The organism is Bacillus sp. (in: firmicutes), assembly GCF_031983925.1.
Taxonomy (GTDB): Bacteria; Bacillota; Bacilli; order Bacillales; family Bacillaceae_G; genus Bacillus_A; species Bacillus_A pacificus.
The window spans coordinates 26,101-50,664 of the sequence record NZ_DALYZR010000018.1; the positions used below are offsets into that span (position 1 = coordinate 26,101).

General features: G+C 39.1%; 24 protein-coding genes and 2 other annotated features. All 24 genes read right to left on the reverse strand.

Annotated elements, in window-relative coordinates; translation table 11 throughout:
- Positions 1-74: 74 nt before the first annotated feature.
- Complete coding sequence (gene fusA, locus RTP99_RS26115) at positions 75-2,153, reverse strand: elongation factor G (protein ID WP_000532231.1); 2,079 nt, start codon at positions 2,151-2,153, stop codon at positions 75-77.
- A gap of 206 nt (positions 2,154-2,359) precedes the next feature.
- Complete coding sequence (gene rpsG / locus RTP99_RS26120) at positions 2,360-2,830, reverse strand: 30S ribosomal protein S7 (RefSeq protein WP_001137493.1); 471 nt, start codon at positions 2,828-2,830, stop codon at positions 2,360-2,362.
- A gap of 29 nt (positions 2,831-2,859) precedes the next feature.
- Positions 2,860-3,282: a 30S ribosomal protein S12 gene (rpsL, locus tag RTP99_RS26125; RefSeq protein ID WP_001142340.1), complete on the reverse strand. Its 423-nt coding sequence runs from the start codon at positions 3,280-3,282 to the stop codon at positions 2,860-2,862.
- Positions 3,283-3,396: 114 nt separating this feature from the next.
- Positions 3,397-3,645, reverse strand: a complete 249-nt coding sequence (locus tag RTP99_RS26130; protein WP_000121830.1) for a 50S ribosomal protein L7ae-like protein — start codon at positions 3,643-3,645, stop codon at positions 3,397-3,399.
- Between the two features lie 113 nt (positions 3,646-3,758).
- Positions 3,759-7,370, reverse strand: a complete 3,612-nt coding sequence (gene rpoC, locus RTP99_RS26135) for a DNA-directed RNA polymerase subunit beta' (protein WP_000567938.1) — start codon at positions 7,368-7,370, stop codon at positions 3,759-3,761.
- A gap of 37 nt (positions 7,371-7,407) precedes the next feature.
- The gene (gene rpoB, locus RTP99_RS26140; RefSeq protein ID WP_000147554.1) at positions 7,408-10,941 is read right to left on the reverse strand and encodes a DNA-directed RNA polymerase subunit beta; all 3,534 of its coding nucleotides are present in this window, start codon (positions 10,939-10,941) and stop codon (positions 7,408-7,410) included.
- 293 nt (positions 10,942-11,234) lie between these two features.
- Positions 11,235-11,834 (reverse strand): class I SAM-dependent methyltransferase, encoded by a 600-nt coding sequence (locus tag RTP99_RS26145; protein ID WP_000763282.1) that lies wholly within the window; start codon positions 11,832-11,834, stop codon positions 11,235-11,237.
- Between the two features lie 76 nt (positions 11,835-11,910).
- Positions 11,911-12,270, reverse strand: coding sequence for a 50S ribosomal protein L7/L12 (gene rplL / locus RTP99_RS26150; protein ID WP_000159736.1), 360 nt, complete (start codon positions 12,268-12,270; stop codon positions 11,911-11,913).
- Between the two features lie 67 nt (positions 12,271-12,337).
- The gene (rplJ, locus tag RTP99_RS26155; RefSeq protein WP_000048716.1) at positions 12,338-12,838 is read right to left on the reverse strand and encodes a 50S ribosomal protein L10; all 501 of its coding nucleotides are present in this window, start codon (positions 12,836-12,838) and stop codon (positions 12,338-12,340) included.
- 39 nt (positions 12,839-12,877) lie between these two features.
- Positions 12,878-13,021, reverse strand: a sequence feature (ribosomal protein L10 leader region).
- A gap of 49 nt (positions 13,022-13,070) precedes the next feature.
- Positions 13,071-13,763, reverse strand: a complete 693-nt coding sequence (rplA, locus tag RTP99_RS26160) for a 50S ribosomal protein L1 (RefSeq protein ID WP_002020168.1) — start codon at positions 13,761-13,763, stop codon at positions 13,071-13,073.
- 177 nt (positions 13,764-13,940) lie between these two features.
- Complete coding sequence (rplK, locus tag RTP99_RS26165; protein ID WP_001085872.1) at positions 13,941-14,366, reverse strand: 50S ribosomal protein L11; 426 nt, start codon at positions 14,364-14,366, stop codon at positions 13,941-13,943.
- 167 nt (positions 14,367-14,533) lie between these two features.
- Positions 14,534-15,067 (reverse strand): transcription termination/antitermination protein NusG, encoded by a 534-nt coding sequence (nusG, locus tag RTP99_RS26170; RefSeq protein WP_000415794.1) that lies wholly within the window; start codon positions 15,065-15,067, stop codon positions 14,534-14,536.
- A 131-nt stretch (positions 15,068-15,198) separates the two neighbouring features.
- The gene (gene secE / locus RTP99_RS26175) at positions 15,199-15,378 is read right to left on the reverse strand and encodes a preprotein translocase subunit SecE (protein WP_001241321.1); all 180 of its coding nucleotides are present in this window, start codon (positions 15,376-15,378) and stop codon (positions 15,199-15,201) included.
- A 32-nt stretch (positions 15,379-15,410) separates the two neighbouring features.
- Positions 15,411-15,557, reverse strand: a complete 147-nt coding sequence (rpmG, locus tag RTP99_RS26180) for a 50S ribosomal protein L33 (RefSeq protein WP_002070160.1) — start codon at positions 15,555-15,557, stop codon at positions 15,411-15,413.
- A gap of 127 nt (positions 15,558-15,684) precedes the next feature.
- The gene (locus tag RTP99_RS26185; RefSeq protein ID WP_000387198.1) at positions 15,685-16,344 is read right to left on the reverse strand and encodes an RNA polymerase factor sigma-70; all 660 of its coding nucleotides are present in this window, start codon (positions 16,342-16,344) and stop codon (positions 15,685-15,687) included.
- A 67-nt stretch (positions 16,345-16,411) separates the two neighbouring features.
- Positions 16,412-16,924, reverse strand: coding sequence for an NYN domain-containing protein (locus tag RTP99_RS26190; protein ID WP_000997883.1), 513 nt, complete (start codon positions 16,922-16,924; stop codon positions 16,412-16,414).
- A 3-nt stretch (positions 16,925-16,927) separates the two neighbouring features.
- Entirely contained in the window at positions 16,928-17,671 is a 744-nt protein-coding gene (gene rlmB / locus RTP99_RS26195; protein WP_000093759.1) for a 23S rRNA (guanosine(2251)-2'-O)-methyltransferase RlmB, read from the reverse strand.
- Positions 17,668-18,075, reverse strand: coding sequence for a Mini-ribonuclease 3 (locus tag RTP99_RS26200; RefSeq protein WP_000564261.1), 408 nt, complete (start codon positions 18,073-18,075; stop codon positions 17,668-17,670). The genes rlmB and RTP99_RS26200 overlap by 4 nt, the downstream gene beginning before the upstream one ends.
- A 2-nt stretch (positions 18,076-18,077) precedes the next feature.
- Positions 18,078-19,475, reverse strand: a complete 1,398-nt coding sequence (cysS, locus tag RTP99_RS26205; protein WP_000152256.1) for a cysteine--tRNA ligase — start codon at positions 19,473-19,475, stop codon at positions 18,078-18,080.
- Positions 19,456-20,121 carry a serine O-acetyltransferase gene (cysE, locus tag RTP99_RS26210; RefSeq protein ID WP_000476500.1) on the reverse strand — a complete coding sequence of 222 codons (666 nt, stop codon included), beginning with the start codon at positions 20,119-20,121 and terminating at the stop codon, positions 19,456-19,458. The genes cysS and cysE overlap by 20 nt, the downstream gene beginning before the upstream one ends.
- A gap of 138 nt (positions 20,122-20,259) precedes the next feature.
- Positions 20,260-20,504 (reverse strand) — a binding site (T-box leader).
- 47 nt (positions 20,505-20,551) lie between these two features.
- Positions 20,552-22,009: a glutamate--tRNA ligase gene (gene gltX, locus RTP99_RS26215; RefSeq protein ID WP_000415154.1), complete on the reverse strand. Its 1,458-nt coding sequence runs from the start codon at positions 22,007-22,009 to the stop codon at positions 20,552-20,554.
- An 89-nt stretch (positions 22,010-22,098) separates the two neighbouring features.
- Positions 22,099-22,575 (reverse strand): 2-C-methyl-D-erythritol 2,4-cyclodiphosphate synthase, encoded by a 477-nt coding sequence (ispF, locus tag RTP99_RS26220; RefSeq protein WP_000488396.1) that lies wholly within the window; start codon positions 22,573-22,575, stop codon positions 22,099-22,101.
- Between the two features lie 115 nt (positions 22,576-22,690).
- Positions 22,691-23,371 (reverse strand): 2-C-methyl-D-erythritol 4-phosphate cytidylyltransferase, encoded by a 681-nt coding sequence (gene ispD, locus RTP99_RS26225; protein WP_000288294.1) that lies wholly within the window; start codon positions 23,369-23,371, stop codon positions 22,691-22,693.
- Between the two features lie 16 nt (positions 23,372-23,387).
- On the reverse strand, positions 23,388-24,497 hold the full coding sequence (locus tag RTP99_RS26230; protein WP_000919684.1) for a PIN/TRAM domain-containing protein: 1,110 nt from the start codon (positions 24,495-24,497) through the stop codon (positions 23,388-23,390).
- Positions 24,498-24,564: the final 67 nt, after the last annotated feature.

A 24,564-nucleotide genomic window follows, 5' to 3' on the forward strand; every position in this document is an offset into this window, starting at 1 on the left:
CTAGAAAGCGAAACTTGCGTCCCACTTTCTAAGCTTACATAAGTAGTTATACTTGAACAATCGATAAAAATCAATTATTCACCTTTATTTTTTTTGATAATTTCTTCAGAAACAGACTTTGGTACTTCTTCATAGTGGTCAAACACCATAGAGAATGTTCCGCGTCCTTGAGTGTTAGAACGTAATGACGTTGCATAACCGAACATTTCAGAAAGTGGAACCATAGCGCGAACAACTTGAGCGTTACCGCGAGCTTCCATACCTTCTACACGTCCACGACGAGATGTTACGTCACCCATAATGTCACCCATGTACTCTTCAGGAATTACAACTTCAACTTTCATCATTGGCTCAAGGATTACTGGGTTACATTTAGAAACCGCAGCTTTAAGTGCCATAGATGCAGCGATTTTGAACGCCATCTCAGATGAATCGACATCATGGTAAGATCCGTCAACTAATGCAGCTTTAATGTCTACTACTGGATATCCAGCAAGTACACCATTTTTAAGTGCATCTTCAAGACCTGCGCCTACAGCTGGGATGTATTCACGTGGAACAACACCACCGACGATCTTGTTTTCGAATTCGAATCCTTTACCTTCTTCGTTAGGTTCAAACTCAATCCAAACGTGTCCGAATTGTCCACGTCCACCAGATTGACGAGCGAACTTACCTTCAACTTTCGCAGCAGAGCGGAAAGTCTCACGGTATGCTACCTGAGGAGCACCAACGTTTGCTTCAACTTTGAACTCACGGCGCATACGGTCAACGATGATATCAAGGTGAAGTTCACCCATACCAGCGATGATTGTTTGGCCAGTTTCTTGGTCAGTGTGAGCACGGAATGTTGGATCTTCTTCAGAAAGCTTAGCTAATGCTGTACCCATTTTATCTTGGTCAGCTTTAGATTTTGGTTCGATAGCTACAGAGATAACTGGCTCTGGGAATTCCATAGACTCAAGGATAACAAGGCTCTTCTCGTCACAAAGAGTATCACCAGTAGTAGTATCTTTTAAACCTACAGCAGCAGCGATGTCACCAGCGTAAACTGTTGAGATCTCTTCACGGCTGTTAGCGTGCATTTGTAGGATACGACCTACACGCTCACGCTTACCTTTAGTTGAGTTTTTCACGTATGATCCAGAGTTTAACACACCAGAGTACACACGGAAGAACGTTAACTTACCAACATAAGGGTCAGTCATGATTTTGAATGCTAATGCTGAGAAAGGCTCTTCATCGCTAGACTTACGTTCTACTTCTTCATCTGTATCAGGAACGATACCTTTAATAGCAGGTACGTCTAATGGAGATGGTAGGTAGTCGATAACTGCGTCTAACAGAATTTGAACACCTTTGTTTTTGAATGCAGAACCACAGATTACTGGGAAGAATTCTACAGAAGTTGTAGCCTTACGGATACCAGCTTTAAGCTCTTCTACAGTGATTTCTTCACCTTCTAGGTACTTCATCATCATTTCTTCATCTAGCTCAGCTACCGCTTCGATAAGTTTTCCACGGTATTCTTCAGCTAGTTCTTTGTGCTCTTCAGGAATCTCAACACGTTGAATGTCTGTTCCTAAATCGTTACCGTACATGTAAGCACATTCTTCAACAAGGTCAATGATACCATTGAACTCATCTTCAGCACCGATTGGTAACTGAATTGGATGTGCGTTTGCTTGTAAACGATCGTGGATTGTTCCTACAGAGTATAAGAAGTCCGCACCAATCTTATCCATTTTGTTAACGAATACGATACGAGGTACGCCATAAGTAGTAGCCTGACGCCAAACAGTTTCTGTTTGTGGTTCAACACCAGATTGTGCATCAAGTACTGCTACCGCGCCATCAAGTACGCGTAAAGAACGTTCTACTTCTACTGTGAAGTCTACGTGACCTGGAGTGTCAATGATGTTTACACGGTGACCTTTCCATTGTGCTGTAGTTGCAGCAGAAGTAATTGTGATACCACGCTCTTGCTCTTGCTCCATCCAGTCCATCTGAGATGCACCTTCGTGAGTTTCACCGATTTTATGAATACGTCCTGTGTAGTACAGAATACGCTCAGTAGCTGTTGTTTTACCAGCATCGATGTGAGCCATGATACCAATATTACGAGTGTTTTCTAAAGAGAACTCTCTTCCCATTTGGTGTCTTGCTCCTTCCATATATGGATTGGATTTTTTATTTTAAGTAGCAAAAAAGCCACTTTATATTGTTACATATGTCAGTATGTCCAGTACTCTCATTATGTAAAACGAGCGCCATTGAAAGGGAGAGGCATTCTCCCTCTCCACACTTCCATAAGCGACAAATAAAGCGGTCTATGCTTACATTTATTTTACGTTGTATCCTACCAACGGTAATGAGCAAATGCTTTGTTAGCTTCTGCCATTTTATGAGTGTCTTCACGTTTCTTAACAGATGCACCAGCGTTGTTAGCTGCATCTAAGATTTCGTTAGCAAGACGCTCTTCCATAGTTTTTTCACCACGAAGACGAGCGTAGTTTACTAACCAACGAAGACCTAAAGTTGTACGGCGTTCTGGACGAACCTCAACTGGAACTTGGTAGTTAGCACCACCAACACGACGAGCGCGTACTTCAAGAACAGGCATAATGTTCTTAAGAGCTTGCTCGAATACTTCCATTGGCTCTTTACCAGTACGTTCGCTTACGATATCGAACGCATTATAAAGAATTGTTTGAGATTTACCTTTTTTACCGTCAACCATCATTTTGTTGATAAGGCGTGTTACTAGCTTTGAATTGTACATTGGATCTGGTAACACGTCACGTTTTGCAACAGGTCCTTTACGAGGCATATTGAGTTCCTCCTTTCATTAAAAAGTTATTATTTCTTAGCCGCTTTTGGCTTTTTAGTACCGTATTTAGAACGGCCTTGCATACGCTTGTCAACACCAGCTGTATCAAGCGCACCACGAACGATGTGGTAACGTACCCCTGGTAAGTCTTTTACACGACCACCGCGAATTAATACTACGCTGTGCTCTTGTAAGTTGTGACCGATACCTGGGATGTATGCTGTTACCTCAATACCATTTGTTAAACGAACACGAGCATATTTACGTAACGCTGAGTTTGGTTTCTTTGGAGTCATTGTACCAACACGAGTACATACACCACGTTTTTGAGGTGCAGAGATATCAGTTGATTTTTTCTTTAAAGAGTTAAAACCTTTGTTTAACGCAGGTGATTTAGATTTCCATACTTTATCAGTACGACCATTTCTCACTAATTGGTTAATAGTAGGCATTTGATTATCCTCCCTTCGCATGTTTGTATGACCACATATCCAGGTGGTTCATTATTAGTTGAAAACAAAGTTTTTGCAAGGGAGAGCAAATGCTCTCTCCTCACAAAAACAGTTTTAACTTATTATTCCTATTGCTGAAGCTCCCACTTGAATCCCCGCAACTTTTCCAAGTTTACGAACTGATTCAACTTTTGTTATGGGTATGTTATGTTGCAATGCAGTACGAATGATAACATGGGTTAACCGCATATCAGCATCTTCTGCAATGACAACTTCTTTAACTATACCATTTTTGATTGCTTCCAATGTGCGTTTATGACCAACGACCACATTTTCAGCATTTGACACTTTTTGATAAGACATATAAATATCCTCCAAAGCATCGTTCAGGAGCAACCTTGCTTATAGTAACATTTTGACTCATACAATGTCAACTAGGATTAACTGTTTTTATACAAAATTTACGACGGAAAATTTTACTGTTCCACATAAACTTCATCGTTTTCTACATTCATGTCATCTTGTGTTGTTTTAACAAGATCCACTTTGCGATAACGATTCATACCTGTTCCAGCAGGAACAAGTTTACCGATAATAACATTTTCTTTCAATCCTAGAAGCTCATCACGTTTACCCTTAATTGCTGCATCAGTTAAGACACGAGTTGTTTCTTGGAACGATGCTGCAGATAAGAATGAATCTGTTTCAAGTGAAGCTTTTGTAATACCAAGTAGAACAGGTCTAGCTGTTGCTGGTTGTTTACCTTGTAGTAACACCTTCGCATTTGCATCAGTAAACTGATGGATATCTAGTAATGTTCCTGGTAATACATCTGTTTCACCTGCATCACTTACACGAACTTTACGTAACATTTGGCGTACCATTACTTCTACGTGTTTGTCACCAATTTCTACCCCTTGCATACGGTATACTTTTTGAACTTCACGTAATAAGTATTCTTGAACTGCCGTAATGTCCGTTACTTTTAGTAATTCTTTCGGATCAATAGAACCTTCTGTTAACTCTTTACCGTGGCTAATTTGCTGTCCTGGAATTACTTTCAGACGAGCACCGTAAGGAATAGCATACGTACGAGTTTCAACTTCACCCTGTACAACTACTTCTTGGCGATCTTTAACATCGTTGATCGCTGCGATAACACCGTCGATTTCACTGATAACTGCCTGACCTTTCGGATTACGAGCTTCGAAGATCTCTTGGATACGAGGTAAACCTTGAGTGATATCATCTCCGGCAACCCCACCTGTATGGAACGTACGCATCGTTAACTGTGTACCTGGCTCACCGATAGATTGAGCTGCGATAATACCTACCGCTTCCCCTACCTCTACGTCTGTTCCAGTTGCTAAGTTACGACCGTAACACTTCTTACATACACCGTGGCGAGTGTTACACGTGAACGCTGAACGAATGTTTACAGTTTCAACACCCGAATTTTCAACGATATGAGCGATATCTTCAGTAATTAATTGATTTTCAGCAACTAATACTTCACCTGTTTCAGGATGTTTTACAGTTTTTCTTGCAAAACGTCCAACAAGACGATCATATAATGACTCGATAACTTCATTACCCTCTTTAATCGCACCAATTAATAAACCGCGATCTGTTCCACAATCATCTTCACGAACGATTACATCTTGTGCAACGTCAACAAGACGACGTGTTAAGTAACCAGAATCGGCAGTTTTCAGTGCTGTATCGGCAAGACCTTTACGCGCACCATGCGTAGAGATGAAGTACTCAAGTACTGTTAAACCTTCACGGAAACTTGATTTGATTGGAAGTTCGATGATACGACCAGATGGATTGGCCATCAGACCACGCATACCAGCAAGCTGAGTAAAGTTCGATGCGTTACCACGGGCACCGGAATCACTCATCATGAAGATTGGGTTGCGTTTATTCAAGGATTTCATCAGTTTTCCTTGGATAACATCTTTTGCATTACTCCAAATAGAGATAACGCGATCGTAACGTTCTTCTTCCGTGATTAAACCGCGACGGAATTGTTTAATTACATTATCTACTTTTGCTTGTGCTTCGTGGAGAATTTCATCTTTTTCACCTAATACAAGAATGTCAGATACCCCAACTGTAATACCAGCTTTTGTAGAGTACTTGAATCCTAAGTTTTTCATACGGTCAAGCATGCGAGACGTTTCTGTAATTTTGAAACGTTTAAACACTTCCGCAATGATGTTACCAAGGATTTTCTTGCTGAATGGCGCCACTTCTTCGCGACTAGCAATAATCTCTTTAATGTTCGCACCTTTTTCAACGAAATATTTCGCTGGTGTTTCTTTTTCAAGGTTTGAATTTGTTGGTTCATTAATATAAGGGAACGACTCTGGTAAGATTTCGTTAAATATTAATTTACCAACTGTTGTTAATAGAAGCATACTCTTTTGTTCTTCAGTAAATGTTGCGTTGTTTACTGCGCTTGCAGCTACTGCAACACGTGTATGAAGATGTACATATCCATTTTGGTATGCAAGTAATGCCTCGTTCGCATCTTTGAAGACCATACCTTCACCGATTGCACCTTCACGCTCAAGTGTTAAGTAGTAGTTACCTAATACCATATCCTGAGATGGAGTAACAACTGGTTTACCGTCTTTCGGGTTCAAGATGTTTTGTGCCGCTAACATAAGAAGACGAGCTTCTGCTTGTGCTTCTGATGATAAAGGTACGTGAACGGCCATTTGGTCACCGTCAAAGTCCGCGTTGTATGCAGTACATACAAGTGGGTGAAGACGGATTGCGCGACCTTCTACTAATGTAGGTTCAAACGCCTGAATACCAAGACGGTGAAGTGTTGGTGCGCGGTTTAGAAGTACTGGATGTTCTTTAATCACAGATTCTAAAACGTCCCAAACTTCAGGTTGTACACGCTCGATTTTACGTTTCGCACTCTTAATGTTGTGTGCTAATCCTTTTTCAACTAACTCTTTCATTACGAAAGGTTTGAACAGTTCAAGCGCCATCTCTTTTGGTAATCCACATTGGTACATCTTTAAGTTCGGTCCTACAACGATTACAGAACGACCAGAGTAGTCAACACGTTTACCTAATAAGTTTTGACGGAAGCGTCCTTGTTTACCTTTAAGCATGTGAGATAGTGATTTTAATGGACGGTTACCTGGTCCAGTAACTGGACGGCCACGACGACCATTATCGATTAATGCGTCTACAGCTTCTTGTAACATACGTTTTTCGTTCTGAACGATAATGCTTGGTGCACCTAAGTCCAATAGACGTTTTAAACGGTTGTTACGGTTAATTACACGACGGTATAAGTCGTTTAAGTCAGAAGTAGCAAAACGTCCACCATCTAACTGTACCATTGGGCGTAGTTCTGGTGGGATTACTGGTAGAACATCTAAGATCATCCAAGATGGCTCATTTCCAGAGTTACGGAATGCTTCTAATACTTCTAGACGTTTAATAGCACGAGTACGGCGTTGTCCTTGTGCTGTTTTTAATTCTTCTTTTAAGAAGTCTACTTCTTTATCTAAATCGATGTCTTGTAATAGCTTTTTAATCGCTTCTGCACCCATAGCAGCTTGGAATGTGCTACCATATCGATCACGATATGCACGGTATTCTTTTTCAGAAAGTAATTGCTTCTTATCAAGTGGTGTATCTCCACTTTCTGTTACAACATAAGAAGCGAAATAAATTACTTCTTCAAGCGCGCGAGGGGACATGTCTAAGACAAGTCCCATGCGGCTCGGGATACCTTTGAAATACCAAATATGAGATACAGGAGCAGCTAATTCGATATGACCCATACGTTCACGACGCACTTTCGCACGCGTTACTTCAACGCCACATCGATCACAAACTACACCTTTATAACGTACACGTTTGTATTTTCCGCAATGACATTCCCAGTCCTTTTGTGGTCCGAAAATACGCTCACAGAACAAGCCATCTTTTTCAGGCTTTAACGTACGATAGTTAATTGTTTCTGGTTTCTTAACTTCACCGTATGACCAAGAACGAATCTTGTCAGGTGAAGCAAGTCCAATCTTCATATATTCAAAGTTATTTACATCTATCAAGGGGCCTACCTCCCTTTTAGTCTACAGGTTATCCCAATTATTCCTTAGTTGTCTCAACTTCGACATTCAATTTGTCTGCTGATTGATGATCATCGTCATCTTCCGTATCACGCATTTCAATTTCTGTATCGTCGCTAGACATCATTTTAACGTCCATACCTAAACTTTGCAGCTCTTTAATCAATACTTTGAATGATTCAGGAACGCCTGGTTCTGGAACATTTTCGCCTTTAACAATTGCTTCATACGTCTTAACACGTCCAACAACATCATCAGACTTCACTGTTAAGATTTCTTGAAGAGTATAAGCAGCACCATAAGCTTCAAGTGCCCAAACCTCCATCTCACCGAAACGCTGTCCACCGAACTGAGCTTTACCTCCAAGAGGCTGCTGCGTTACAAGTGAGTATGGTCCAGTAGAACGAGCATGAAGTTTATCGTCAACCATGTGCGCAAGTTTGATCATATACATGACACCAACAGATACACGGTTATCGAATGGTTCACCAGTACGTCCGTCATACAGGATTGTTTTCGCGTCATTTGCCATACCAGCTTCTTCAATTGTGCCCCAAACATCTTCCTCACGAGCACCATCGAATACTGGTGTTGCAATGTGAATGCCAAGGTATCTTGCTGCCATACCAAGATGAAGCTCTAATACCTGACCGATATTCATACGAGATGGTACCCCTAATGGGTTTAACATGATATCGATTGGCGTACCGTCTGGTAAGTAAGGCATATCTTCTTCTGGTAAAATACGAGAGATAACACCTTTGTTACCGTGACGTCCGGCCATCTTGTCACCTTCAGAAATTTTACGTTTTTGAACGATATATGCACGCACAAGTTGATTCACGCCTGGTGGCAATTCGTCGCCATCTTCACGGTTGAATACTTTTACGTCTAAGATAATACCGCCACCACCGTGTGGTACACGTAGTGATGTATCACGTACTTCACGCGCTTTTTCTCCAAAGATAGCATGTAATAGACGTTCTTCAGCTGTTAATTCTGTTACACCTTTAGGTGTTACTTTACCAACAAGTAAATCTCCATCTTTTACTTCCGCACCAACGCGAATGATACCGCGCTCGTCAAGGTTGCGTAATGCATCTTCCCCAACGTTTGGAATGTCACGTGTAATTTCTTCTGGTCCAAGCTTCGTATCACGAGCTTCTGACTCATATTCTTCAATATGAATAGAAGTGTACACATCATCTTTTACAAGGCGCTCACTCATAATGATCGCATCCTCGTAGTTATAACCGTCCCAAGTCATGAAACCAACAAGCACGTTACGTCCAAGTGCTAGTTCACCTAATTCCATAGAAGGACCATCCGCAAGGATTTCACCTTTTACAACTTCATTTCCAACACTTACGATTGGACGTTGGTTGTAGCAAGTTCCTTGGTTAGAACGAATGAATTTTTGCATTTTGTAGCGATCTAAGTCGCCTTTTACTGTTTGACCGTCAACTTCTACATAGCGACGTACCCAAACTTCACGTGCTTCTACTCGTTCAACAATACCAGGGTGTTTACAGATTACTGCAGCACCTGAGTCTTTTGCTGATACGTACTCCATACCTGTACCTACAATCGGAGATTCCGGATTCATTAACGGAACCGCCTGACGTTGCATGTTCGCTCCCATAAGTGCGCGGTTAGAGTCATCGTTTTCTAAGAACGGAATACAAGCTGTCGCTGCCGACACTACTTGTTTTGGTGATACATCCATGTAGTCGATGCGTTCTTTATTTGTGACAATGTTTTCACCACGGAAACGAGCTACGATATCTTCATCAAGGAATTCTCCTTCTTCAGATAATTTCATATTCGCTTGGGCTACAACATAATTATCTTCTTCATCTGCTGTTAAATAATCAACATGCCCTGTTACAAGACCAGTTTCTGGGTCAACACGACGGTATGGTGTTTCAATGAAACCAAACTCATTTACTTTCGCGAACGAAGATAATGAGTTAATCAAACCGATGTTTGGTCCCTCTGGTGTTTCAATCGGACACATACGACCATAGTGAGAGTAGTGAACGTCACGTACTTCAAAGCCTGCGCGCTCACGCGTTAAACCACCAGGTCCTAATGCAGATAATCTTCGTTTGTGAGTTAACTCTGCTAACGGATTTGTTTGGTCCATGAACTGAGATAACTGAGAACTTCCGAAGAACTCTTTAATAGATGCAATAACAGGACGAATATTAATTAATGCCTGTGGTGTAATTGCATTTGTATCTTGGATCGACATTCTCTCACGAACAACACGTTCCATACGAGAAAGACCGATACGGAATTGATTTTGTAATAGTTCTCCAACAGAACGCAGACGACGGTTTCCTAAGTGGTCGATATCATCTGTATCCCCTACTTTATATAGTAGGTTGAAGAAGTAACTGATAGAAGCAAGGATATCACCTGGTGTGATGTGTTTTACATCGCGAGTAATATTTGCATTACCAATTACGTTAATTACGCGCTCGCCTTCTGACTCAGGAGCATAAATCTTAATAGATTGCAGCTCAACATCGCCTTCTACCACTCCACCCATTGGTTTCGCTGTTTTGAATCCAATGTTTTTCTCTAAGTAAGGTAAAATGCGATCAAGTGTACGACGATCTAAGATTGTTCCTTCTGCCGCTAAAATTTCACCAGTTTCTGGATCCACTAATGTTTCAGCTAAACGTTGATTAAACAATCTGTTTTTAATGTGTAACTTTTTGTTGATCTTGTAGCGACCTACATTTGCTAAATCGTAGCGCTTTGGATCAAAGAAACGAGACACAAGTAAGCTCTTAGCATTTTCTACTGTTGGTGGTTCACCAGGACGTAGGCGCTCATAAATTTCAAGCAATGCTTTTTCTGTGCTATCTGTGTTGTCTTTTTCTAATGTGTTGCTTAAGTATTCGTTATCACCTAAAAGCTCGGTGATTTCTTGATCAGAGCCAAACCCTAATGCGCGTAACAAAACAGTTACAGGAAGTTTACGCGTACGGTCAATACGCACATATACAACATCCTTAGCATCTGTCTCATACTCTAACCAAGCTCCGCGGTTTGGAATTACAGTAGCAGTAAAACCACGTTTTCCGTTTTTATCCACTTTGCCACTATAGTATACGCTTGGAGAGCGAACTAACTGGGAAACGATAACACGTTCTGCACCGTTAATTACGAATGTTCCAGTCTCTGTCATGAGTGGGAAATCTCCCATGAACACATCTTGTTCTTTTACTTCACCAGTTTCCTTGTTGATTAGACGCACTTTTACACGAAGTGGTGCTGCATACGTCACATCACGCTCTTTGCATTCGTCTACAGAGTATTTAGGTTCACCTAAGCTGTAGTCGATAAATTCAAGCGATAGATTTCCCGTAAAGTCTTCAATCGGAGAAATGTCTTGGAACATTTCTCGCAAACCCTCATCAAGAAACCACTGATAAGAAGAGGTTTGAATTTCGATAAGATTTGGTAACTCTAATACTTCACTAATACGGGCATAACTTCTTCGTTGGCGGTGGCGTCCGTATTGAACTAGTTGACCTGTCAACTGCTTCACCCCTCAAATCATGAGTATTATAAATGCACAAAAAAATTTGTGCAAAATCACAAATAAATACAACTACTGCTATTTAGCGTAGTCTTTTTTCTCTTAAAGATAAATACGTTGAGTCTTTCTACCTGTTCAAAAAAGAAAAATGGCTTCTATAAGAAAACCATCATTCTGTTTCATAATCTGCTGATTTTACTATCTTTTCCAAGAGAAACAAAAATATACATCTTTCTCAACGCAGAAAATCATATATTGGCATTGTATAATGTTAACATAGCCAAAAATAACCGTCAACGTTTTTTTGATTTTATGATATAATATCCTTTTTTCTTTTCTACAACTTCGACTTCAGAAAACACTTCTTCTAGTTTCTTCAGCGCAGATGGTGCACCTTGTTTCTTTTGAATAACAATCCACAACTCTCCACCTGGAACTAAATGTTCTACAGCTTTTTCTAAAATCTCATGCACGATATCTTTACCTGCACGAATTGGAGGATTAGATAGAATAGCAGCATACATACCATCTACATTTTCATAGACGCTACTTTGAAAAATGTGCACATTTCCAATTCTATTGTTAGCGGCATTTTCTTTTGCAAGCTCAAGTGCCCTTTCATTCACATCCACCATGTGAACTTTACGGTCTTGAAACTCTTTCGCCAACGATAAACCAATTGGTCCATATCCACAACCTACGTCTAATATGTCACCTTTAATATCTGGCACTTGAAACGCTTCAATTAAAAGACGAGAACCAAAGTCCACTTCGTTTTTCGAGAACACCCCACGGTCAGATAAGAAAGTAAATTGAGATCCACGAAGCGTAAATTCCCATCGCTTACGATCACTTTTACTAGAAGGGTCGTTAGAAAAATAATGGTCTGCCATATGGCCACCTCTTTTCTTTACAGTTAAAAAAAAAGCTCGCATGAGAGCGAGCTTTTTTTAAAGCATCAAAAGTTAATTACTTAACTTCTACAGCAGCGCCAACTTCTTCAAGTTTAGCTTTGATTTCTTCAGCTTCTTCTTTAGCAGCAGCTTCTTTGATTACTTTTGGAGTGTTGTCAACTAATTCTTTAGCTTCTTTTAAGCCAAGACCAGTGATTTCACGAACAACTTTGATAACTTTGATTTTTTGTGCACCAGCGCTAGTTAGTTCCACATCAAATTCAGTTTTCTCAGCAGCAGCTTCTCCAGCGCCACCAGCAACAGCTACAGGAGCAGCAGCAGTTACGCCGAATTCTTCCTCGATAGCTTTTACTAAGTCGTTAAGTTCTAATACAGTCATAGATTTAACTGCTTCAATGATTTGTTCTTTAGTCATTGTAAATATCCTCCCTTAAATAGGTTTGTATTGTTTTATCGATAATACGTAATTATCTTTTAAAAAATTAAGCGCCTTGCTCTTCCTTTTGGTCTGCAACTGCTTTAGTAGCAAGTGCAAGGTTACGGATTGGAGCTTGAAGAACGCTAAGAAGCATAGAAAGTAAGCCTTCACGTGATGGAAGAGTAGCGATAGCTTTAACCTCATCAAGTGTTACAAGTTTACCTTCGATTACGCCCGCTTTAATTTCTAAAGCTTCATGATCTTTAGCGAAGTCGTTTAATACTTTCGCAGGAGCAACTACATCCTCGTTACTGAACGCGATTGCGTTTGGTCCTGTTAAGAATTCATTTAACTCAGCCATTTCAGCAGATTCTGCAGCACGACGAGTTAGAGAGTTTTTGTAAACTTTGAACTCAACGCCAGCTTCACGTAATTGCTTACGTAATTCTGTTGCTTCAGAAACTGTTAAACCACGGTAGTCAACAACGATTGTAGATTTACTAGCGCGAAGTTTGTCCGCGATTTCAGTTACAACTTGTTGTTTAGTTTCGATTACTTTGCTCATGTTATTACACCTCCTGTAGATTATATAGAAGATGTACCGAAAGTGCACTAAAAACCTCCATGCCCAACTTGTAGACATGGAGGCATATAGTCACAGAAAAAAATTCCGCTTCGTATATTAACACCTAGGTAGGAAATTAAGTCTATTGACACCTACTGTCTACGGTACACTAATTAAATTCACAACATAAATGATTATATTAAAACTTCTTTATGAAGTCAACTTCCAAAATTTACGCTAATGTAGAAACGTCTACACGTACGCCAGGTCCCATTGTAGAAGCAACTGTTACGTTCTTCATGTAAGTACCTTTTGCAGCAGCTGGCTTAACTTTTTGTAAAGTGTCAGCGATTGTTCTGAAGTTTTCTACTAATTTAGCATCTTCGAAAGATACTTTACCGATTGGAACGTGGATGTTACCAGCTTTATCAACGCGGTATTCAACTTTACCAGCTTTGATTTCGTTAACAGCTTTAGTTACATCGAAAGTAACTGTTCCAGTTTTAGGGTTTGGCATTAAACCTTTAGGTCCTAATACGCGACCAAGTTTACCAACTTCACCCATCATGTCAGGAGTTGCTACTACTACATCGAAATCGAACCAACCTTGTTGGATTTTACCGATGTAATCAGCATCGCCTACGAAGTCAGCTCCAGCAGCTTCAGCTTCTTTAGCTTTTTCACCTTTAGCGAATACTAATACACGTTGTACTTTACCAGTACCGTGTGGAAGAACAACTGCACCACGGATTTGTTGGTCAGCTTTCTTAGGGTCAACACCTAAACGGAATGCAGCTTCTACAGTTGCATCAAATTTAGCTGTGTTTGTTTTCTTTACTAATTCTACTGCTTCTGTTGCAGAGTAAGCAGCTGCACGATCAACAAGCTTTGCAGCTTCTACGTACTTTTTACCTCTTTTAGCCATTTTTATTTCCTCCTCGAATGTGGTTTTAGCGGAATAACCTCCCACGTTTACGCTTATTTTCAGGTATAACCTGAGGATGCGCGCCACCCATTTATTTAAAAACGATAATCATTTACGATAATAAAGGTTGCGAATTGGAATTCCAGACCCGCAACCTTTTTTAAAAAACAAATCGAATTAGTCTTCGATAACGATGCCCATACTGCGTGCAGTACCTTCAACCATACGCATTGCAGCTTCTACGCTAGCAGCGTTTAGGTCAGGCATTTTAGTTTCAGCGATTTCGCGTACTTTATCACGCTTAACAGTTGCCACTTTATTACGGTTTGGTTCACCAGAACCAGACTCAATACCAGCTACTTTCTTAAGAAGAACAGCAGCAGGAGGAGTTTTAGTAATGAAAGTGAATGAACGGTCCTCAAATACCGTAATTTCAACAGGGATGATAAGACCAGCTTGATCTGCTGTACGAGCGTTAAACTCTTTACAGAAGCCCATGATGTTAACACCTGCTTGTCCTAATGCTGGACCAACTGGTGGAGCTGGGTTAGCTTTACCTGCAGGAATTTGAAGCTTTACCATTTTAATTACCTTTTTAGCCACGAGACACACCTCCTTAAGTCCGTGATGTGGTCAATTGGACAGTGATTTGCCCTCCCACGTCATATTTTATCTCTAAGGATAAAATCTTTCAAAAAACGTCTCCGATAACGAAGACGTACTGACTTAAAAGATATTATCACTTTTTACAATTCATTTCAAGTTTCATTTTATAATTTTTCAATTTGATGGAAGTCAAGTTCAACTGGAGTCTCGCGACCAAACATGTCCACAAGCACGCTAACCTTCTTCTTCTCCACATCAATTTCTTCGATAGCACCTGTATAATCTGCGAATGGCCCCTCATTTACACGTACTGTCTCATGAAGTTCAAAGTCGAAATCAACCACCTCGTTGTCCATTCCCATATGTTTCATAATGGTAACAACTTCCTCTTCTAATAGAGGTGATGGTTTAGATCCAGAACCAGAAGAACCAACGAACCCAGTTACACCTGGTGTGTTACGTACAACATACCAAGAGTCATCAGTCATGATTAATTCTACTAATACATAACCTGGGAACACTTTTCTTTTCATTAATTTTTCTTTACCATTTTTCATTTCTACTTCTACTTCTTCCGGGACAACAACACGGAAAATTTTATCTTGCATACCCATTGATTCTACACGTTTCTCTAGGTTTGCTTTTACTTTATTTTCATATCCAGAATAAGTATGGACAACATACCAACTTTTTTCCATTCATTTAGGACGAGCGTCCTTCCCTCCCTGACGTACATTTTTTTGCGCAAATGAAAAAACCCGTTCACCGGGCTTTTACACAGTTCTTATAAATAACATTATATCATGGATAAGTGCTTCTTATTCAAGAATTAACCAAGAATTAACCGAATTAAAGAAGAAATGCCCATATCAACAACTGCGAAGAAAATCGCAAAGAAGACAACTGTAGCGATAACAGTCGCTGTTGAACGGAGTAATTCATCTTTTTTAGGCCAACTTACTTTTTTCATTTCGCGACCTACATCGCCGAAAAAGTTCGTTAAACGCATCTACGGGACCTCCAGTGTATTATTTCAATTATTTATTTTGTTTCCTTGTGAACTGTATGCTGATTGCATGTTTTACAAAATTTCTTTATTTCAAGTCGCTCTACTGAGCTCGTATCTTTCATCGTAGAGTAGTTTCGATTTTTACACTCTTCACATGAGAGTACAACTTTTTTCCTCATTAGTTACACCAACCTTGTAACATTATGTCCCTAAAAATGTATCATACAATAAAAGACAATGTCAATGTCATGCCTTTTGTACTCCCTACAAAAAGAAAACAGGTGATTTTTACACCTGTAGTACTTGTTATGAATTTAAAGTAGTACTCTCTCGCATTTCCATATATCGTTCCAATTTCCGCTTCACCCTCTGTAAAGCGTTATCAATAGATTTCACATGTCTATTTAACTGTTCCGAAATCTCTTGATAAGAACGGCCGTCTAGATATAAAGAAAGCACTTTTCTTTCTAAATCGCTTAATAATTCAGATATTTTAGATTCTATGTCTGTATATTCTTCCTGACTTATAATCATTTCTTCAGGATCAGTTACCTTCGCTTCCGAAATAACATCTAATAATGTCCGATCAGATTCCTCGTCATAAATCGGTTTATCTAAAGACACATATGAATTTAACGGAATATGCTTTTGCCTGGTTGCTGTTTTAATAGCGGTAATAATTTGTCGAGTGATACACAGTTCAGCAAATGCTTTGAATGAAGACAGCTTGTCCTCCTTATAATCACGAATCGCTTTAAACAATCCAATCATACCTTCTTGAACAATATCTTCTCGATCGGCACCCACTAAGAAATAAGATCTCGATTTCGCGCGAACAAAGTTCTTATATTTGTGAATCAAATATTCTAGAGCGTCAGTATTACCTTTTCGAACTAACTCAACGATTGCCTCATCTTCTAAATCACGAAATGTAACGTCGCCTACACTTACGAAGCCTGCTTCCACCTTGATCCCTCCGACCGCTATTTATTTAGCAATATTATACAGTAAAAAGACAAAGAGCGTCAATGCTTCAACGCTCTCCTCTTCTTAATTTTTCTAACTTTTCTGTAATATCTTTACTAAATATCTTTCGCATGGCGGGTTGCTTTTCTTTTGTGTCTTGTGTACGCCTTCTTACTTGTTGCTCCATCGCTTGTACTTCCAACTCTAATTCCCGCGCAGATTTCCGGAGCGCACCTTGAGCAAATATAACCCATTGTTCCGTATAATCAGAAGTCGCAACATATATTTGCGTATTTATATTTCTAAGTTCAATCGCAAGTTGCTCTATCTTTTCATCTGCCGTTTGATTCTTCCTCGTGAATATAACTTCCACACGCGATTGTTTCATCTTTTTTTCAATACCGTGGACTGTATACGCATCAAAAACTATCATTACCTTTGTCCCTGTGTAACCTTGGTAATCCGCCATCTTATCAATCAGTGCATCTCTTGATGACTGCAAATCTACATCCCGTAGTTTCTTCAAGTCTCCCCAAGCTCCAATAATGTTATAACCGTCAACGATTAAAATATCGTTCATTTTTTATTTACCAATTTCGTTACGTTTACGATATACCTCATACATTAACAAACTTGCGGCCACTGAAGCATTTAAGGATGTAACTTTACCAACCATCGGTAAAGTAATTAAGAAATCACATTTTTCACCAATAATACGACTCATACCTTTTCCTTCACTTCCAATTACTAATCCAATTGGCATTTTACCATCTAAATTACGATAATCCGTTTTCCCTTTTGCATCTGTACCAGCAATCCAAAGTCCACGTTCTTTTAATTCATCGATTGTACGAGATAAATTCGTTACGCGTGCAACAGGAATATATTCAATTGCCCCAGTAGATGCTTTCGCAACTGATGCAGTAAGTCCCACAGCTCTTCTTTTCGGAATTATAATTCCATGAGCCCCTGTTGCGTCCGCAGTACGCATAATAGAACCTAGGTTATGCGGGTCTTCAATTTCATCTAGAATTAAGAAGAACGGATCTTCGTTACGCTTCTCTGCTACTTTAAATAGATCTTCTAGCTCCGCATATTGATATGCGGCCACTTGAGCAATTACACCTTGATGGTTCCCCTCAACTAATTGATCTAACTTCTTTTTTGGTGCATGTTGCAAAATAATTTTATTTTCTTTCGCTAGTGCTAGTACAATTTGTACTTGTCCTTTGGCAGCACCTTCTGCGATCCAAATTTTATTAATATCTCTCCCTGATCGTAACGCTTCAATTACAGGGTTACGTCCGATAATATATTCACTACTCATGATGATGTGCCCCCTTCCTTTTCTTCTAGAACAGCAATTGCCTTATATACAATTTCGTCTAATCTTTCACGATTATTTAATAAGTGATGATAGCCAATTAACGCTTCAAAGGCTGTACTATGTCGATATGTTTGTACATCTGTATTTTTCGGAACAGTACCTGAATTTGCATTACGCCCTCTTCTTAGTACTGCCTCTTCTTCCTCAGTTAAAAATGCTGTCTCTAATAAATGATAAACAACTTTCGCCTGTGCTTTTGCCGAAACAAAGCTTGTCCCTAATCGATGCAACTGATTAGGACGAACCTTCCCTTTTTGAAGTAGGTGATAGCGGATATATTGTTCATATACCGCATCACCCATATATGCTAACGCTAAGCTGTTTAATTGCTTTGCATCAATCATTCTTATCCTCTTTTCCATCTTGTACCTTGAGCGGTATCTTCTAAAATAATATTACGATCTTTTAAATCATCGCGAATTTGATCTGATAATGCAAAATCACGATTTTTACGAGCTTCAATACGTTTTTGAATAAGCGCCTCAATTTCTTCATCTAGTAACTCTTCTTGTGCTAATTCTAACCCTAAAATATCAAATAATGTTTCAAGTTGTTTTACGTATGCTTGAATTACCACTGTAGACGTATGTTCTTCCAGTAAATATTGATTTGCATGATTTGCTACATTATATAACTCAGTGATTGCATTAGCAGTATTGAAATCATCATTCATCGCTTCTTCAAATGCAGTTTGGAATTTTTCCAGATCAGCTAACCATTTCTCATTATGATCTGTTAAATCCGTACTACTTTCCATACGGTGTTTCAAATTACCGTAAGCTGTTTTAATTCTTTCCAGTCCGTTATTTGTGCTTTGTAATAACTCTTCACTGAAATTAATTGGGTGACGATAATGTACTGATAGCATAAAGAATCTAATTAACTGCGGATCATATTGCTTAATGATATCGTGAACTAAAATGAAGTTCCCAAGTGACTTAGACATTTTCTCATTATTAATATTAATATATCCATTGTGCATCCAATAACGTGCAAATGTTTTTCCTGTTAGCGCCTCAGACTGCGCAATTTCATTCTCATGATGAGGAAATGCCAAGTCTTGACCACCGGCGTGAATATCAATTGTGTCCCCTAAGTATTTACGCGCCATTGCCGAGCATTCGATATGCCAGCCTGGACGACCTTGACCCCAAGGGCTTTCCCAGAAGATTTCTCCTTCTTTCGCAGCTTTCCATAGTGCAAAATCAAGAGGGTCTTGTTTCTTTTCTCCTACTTCAATACGCGCACCGTGACGTAAGTCCGCGATCGGTTGATGTGATAACTTACCGTACCCTTCGAATTCCTTCGTTCTAAAGTACACATCCCCTTCTGATTCATATGCATATCCTTTATTCACAAGTTCTTGAATAAATTCAATAATAATATCCATATTTTCTGTTACACGCGGATGAACTGTTGCATGTTTGCAACCTAATGCCGTTACATCTTCAAAGTACGCTTCCACGAAACGGTCCGCAATTGTCGGCACATCTTCGCCTAACTCATTTGCTGCTTTAATTAATTTATCATCTACGTCAGTAAAGTTAGATACATACTGCACATCGTACCCTTTATATTCTAAATAACGGCGCACTGTATCAAATACCATAGGTGGTCTTGCGTTCCCGATGTGAATATAGTTATAAACTGTAGGTCCGCATACATACATCTTCACCTTATTTTCTTCTAATGGAATAAACTCTTCCTTTTGACGTGTTAACGTATTATAAATGTGAATAGTCATTTTTATCCTTCCTTTCTACCTTTACTTCAAGTTGTTTTTTCAATTTATCAAGTTCTACTTCCATGACCTTTAATTTATCAAAAATTGGGTCTGGAAGGTCGGAATGATTTAATTCCTGACCGATCTTTACTCCATTTTGAATAACGACTCGGCCAGGTATACCTACAACTGTAGAATGTGCAGGGACTTCTTTTAATACGACAGAACCTGCTCCAATTTTAGAATTCTCTCCAACTGTAATAGAACCTAGTACTTTAGCACCCGTTGCAATTAATACATTATCCTGGATTGTAGGGTGCCTCTTTCCCTTTTCTTTACCCGTACCACCTAATGTAACTCCTTGATAGATCGTTACATTGTCACCAATTTCGCACGTCTCTCCAATTACAACCCCCATTCCATGGTCAATGAAAAAACGACGACCAATTGTTGCTCCTGGATGAATCTCAATGCCAGTAAAGAAACGACTAACTTGTGAGATCCAACGTGCAATAAAGAAGAAATTCTTTTTATAAAAAGCATGTGCAATTCGATGGGCCCAAACTGCATGTAATCCAGAGTAAGTCAAAATGACTTCGAAATAACTTCTTGCCGCTGGATCCTGTTCAAAAACGACTTCAATATCTTCCCGAAGCCTCTTAAACATCGACGTTCCCTCCCCTTTATGGGCTGCTTTTTCGAGTGAACTAACTCCCTACTTATCCCCCTAAATCTTTATACACGTGGATAAAGCTTATACTCACACCCAGTTTTACGGTATAAAAAAAGACGCCTCTGTCATATTGACAGAGACGCCTTATAAGCGCGGTTCCACTCTGTTTAGGCTAAAAAAGCCTCAAACTCATCTCTGATAACGGTGTACACCGCTTCTGCTTACTTTACGTCCTAAGACGTTTCGCAAAACCATTTGCTGTTCAGCAGAAGACTCGAAGGGGCATTTCAAAAACCCGCTTATAAACCACTTCCAGCCTAAGGTGGTTCTCTCTGTAAAAAGCCTGATTTTCTACTTCTCCTTCTCGTCGCTTTTCCTTATTAGGTTTTAAGTATACTTATTATATTTCTAAACCTAGAAAATGTTAACCAATTACTTTTTGAAGACGATTTAAAACTTTTTCTTTTCCAAGAAGTGCAATAGCATTAGGAAGCTCTGGGCCGTGTGTTTGACCCGTAGTTGCAACACGGATTGGCATAAATAAGTTTTTACCTTTATGACCTGTTTCCTTTTGAACTGCCTTAATAGCCGCCTTAATTGCTGCCGGTTCCATAGCTTCTAGTGCTTCTACTTGACCAGCAAATGCACGAAGTACTTCTGGTACTTGTTCACCTTTTAATACTTCTTGTCCTTCTTCTTCATAATCAACATGATCTTTGAAGAACATTTCAGAAAGCTCTACAATTTCAGCTCCAAAGCTCATTTGTTCATGATATAACGCAATTACATCACGAATCCACGCTTGTTCTTGTTCACTTAAAGTTTCACCTATACGTCCAGCCTTCACTAAATGCGGTAAGCTTAATTCTACTACCGTATCTAAATCTTGCTTTTTCATATATTGGTTGTTCATCCATTTTAGTTTTTGAGAATCAAATAATGCAGGTGATTTTGATAAACGAGCTGCATCGAACATTTTGATAAACTCTTCTTGAGAGAAGATTTCTTCTTCTCCTACTGGCGACCAACCTAGTAATGCAATAAAGTTAAAGATTGCTTCTGGAAGATATCCAAGCTCTTTATATTGCTCAATAAATTGAATAATAGATTCATCACGCTTACTTAATTTTTTACGGCTTTCATTTACAATTAAAGTCATATGACCGAATTGTGGAATATCCCAACCGAAAGCTTCATAAATCATCATTTGTTTTGGAGTGTTTGAAATATGGTCATCACCACGAAGCACGTGTGTAATTTCCATTAAGTGATCATCTACTGCTACTGCAAAGTTATAAGTTGGAATCCCATCTTTTTTCACAATAACGAAATCACCGAAATCATTTGAATGGAATGCAACTTCATCTTTTACAATATCTTTAAATGTGTAATCACGGTCAGCTGGTACACGGAAACGAATACTTGGAATACGTCCCTCAGCTTCAAATTCTTTCACTTGCGCTTCAGTTAAATCACGGTGGTTACCTGCGTAACGAGGTGTTTCACCACGAGCAATTTGCCCTTCGCGTTCTGCTTCTAGTTCTTCTTCTGTCATATAACATTTGTAAGCTAAACCACGCTCTAATAAATCTTCATATAACTTTTTATAAATATCTAAACGCTCTGTTTGACGATATGGTCCAAATTCACCACCAACATCAACACCTTCATCCCAGTCCATACCGAGCCATTTCAAGTATTTTAATTGGCTTTCTTCTCCACCAGCAACATTACGTTTTACATCAGTATCTTCAATACGAATAATAAACTTACCATCTTGATGACGAGCAAATAAATAATTAAATAATGCCGTACGCGCATTTCCGATATGTAAGTGTCCTGTTGGACTTGGCGCATAGCGCACTCTCACTTGCTTTTCCATAATTGGTACACCTTCCATTCTTAATGTCAACACATTCTATAATTGTACACCAAAAAAATGTGATTATCCATCTTACGAATTAAAAACCATTATTTTTTCTGTAATAAAACAACTGCTTGAGAAGCAATTCCTTCTTCTCTACCTGTAAATCCTAATTTTTCTGTTGTTGTTGCCTTTACATTGATATTATCAATAGACGTTTCTAATAGTTCACTAATGCGTTTACGCATACTTTCAATATGTGGTGCCATTTTTGGCTTTTGAGCAATAATTGTACAATCTAAATTTCCTAATTCATAACCTTGTTCACGCACAAATTCCCAAACCTTTTGCAACAATACAGCTGAATCAGCATCTTTAAAGGCAGGGTCTGTATCAGGGAAATGTTTTCCGATATCTCCTGCTGCAATTGCACCTAAACAAGCGTCCGCGATTGTATGTAACAATACATCTGCATCGGAGTGACCGATTAATCCTTTCTCATGAGGAATTGTAACCCCACCAATAATTAACGGTCTACCCTCTGCGAATTCATGTACATCAAAACCTTGTCCAATTCGAAACATTTTTTACATCCTCCTCGAGCTAAACTACTGAGCTTTATGATTCTATATTATATCGCTATCTTTATAAAGAAAAGCCCGGCTGTTGCCGAGCTTTTCTTCGCTATAATCATTGCTATCATTTCTTTTGAACGTGAAGAAAACTTTCAGCAATTAGTAAATCCTCTGGAGTCGTCACCTTAATATTATAGTAACTCCCCTCTACTACACCTACTTGCTTCCCGATACGTTCTACCAGACTTGCATCATCTGTACCAAGAAAACAACTCTGTTTCGCACTTCTATGAGCTTCTAACAAAAGAGAAACAGAGAACCCTTGCGGTGTTTGTACAGCTTTCAGCTGAGATCTTTCTACTGTTTCTACAACAACACCCTGCTCTACTTTCTTAACAGTATCTTTCACTGGCACCGCACAAATGGAAGCTCCATATTTTTCTGCTGCAGTTAATACATCTTGAATCACTTTATTCGTTACAAACGGGCGCGCACCGTCATGTACAAGAACATACTCAACATCACTCGTATGCTGAATCGCGTTATATACACTATCTTGTCTTTCAGCTCCACCTTGAATAAATTGCACTGGCTTTTTAACCGGATACTTCTGCATTAACTCTTCAAAATACGGGCGCTCTTCTTCATTAATTGCCATAATAATATTTTTACATGCTTTATCCTTTTCAAAAGCACGTAACGTATGCACAATAATCGGTACTTCATTAATAAGTAAGAACAACTTATTTTTGCCAGCACCCATCCGCTTTCCTTGACCCGCTGCTGGAATAATTAATGTATACATATTAATAATCCTCTACTTATAATGCTTTTTCTAATAATTTACGTTTGGCAAAAATCATACGCCCCGCCGATGTTTGTAACACACTCGTAACGAGTACATCGAGTTGTGAGCCCACATATTCTCTACCATCTTCTACTACAATCATTGTGCCATCATCTAAATATGCCACACCTTGATTTTGTTCTTTTCCATCTTTTACAACATAAACACTTAGTTCTTCACCTGGGAGTACAACAGGTTTAATTGCATTAGCTAAATCGTTAATGTTTAGCACCGTTACCCCTTGTAATTCAGAGACCTTGTTTAAGTTGAAGTCATTCGTTACTACCGTTCCACCAGTGATTTTCGCTAACTTTACAAGTTTGCTATCCACTTCTTGAATATCGTCGAAATCGCCTTCATAAATTTCTACCGGAATCGGCATCTCTTTTTGAATACGATTTAAAATATCTAATCCTCTGCGACCACGATTACGTTTTAAAGCATCAGAAGAATCGGCAATGTGCTGAAGTTCTTCTAACACGAATTGTGGAATGACAATTGTTCCTTCTAAAAACTTTGTTTGGCAAATATCAGCAATACGTCCATCGATAATTACACTTGTATCAAGAATTTTCCAATGCGCTAAAGATTCTTCTACCTCATTTTCTGGTTCTTCATTCTCACTATTATTATTTTTCTTTTTCCCACGTTGTGGTAATGTAAATAATCCTAGCAATTCATTCCTCTTTTTAAACCCTACTTGGAATCCTAAATATCCTAGTAAAAGAGTAAAGAACACTTGCAACACTGTACTAATAACTGGAATTGTAAATTCACGAATTGGTATTAAAATTAAATACGCAACAATAAGCCCAGAGATTAACCCTAATGTACCAAATAAAACATCTGCTACAGGCGCCTTTACAAGAGCCTCTTCAATATGCTTAATAAGTTGAACAATATAATCTACAAGCCAAAATGTTGTTAAAAATAAAATAATTGCACCAATAATTGCACGAACATACGATCCTTCCAATAAAGGAACGGCACCGATGTCTAATACATTAATAACTTTTGGGATTAAGTAAATCCCTAACGCTCCCCCGATTACTAAAAAGAAGAGCTGTACAATCCGTTTTAACATCCAACCACCTCCTACTCATTATTAACCATTGTTTCGCTAATCAAAACGCCGAATGCAAAAGCGGACG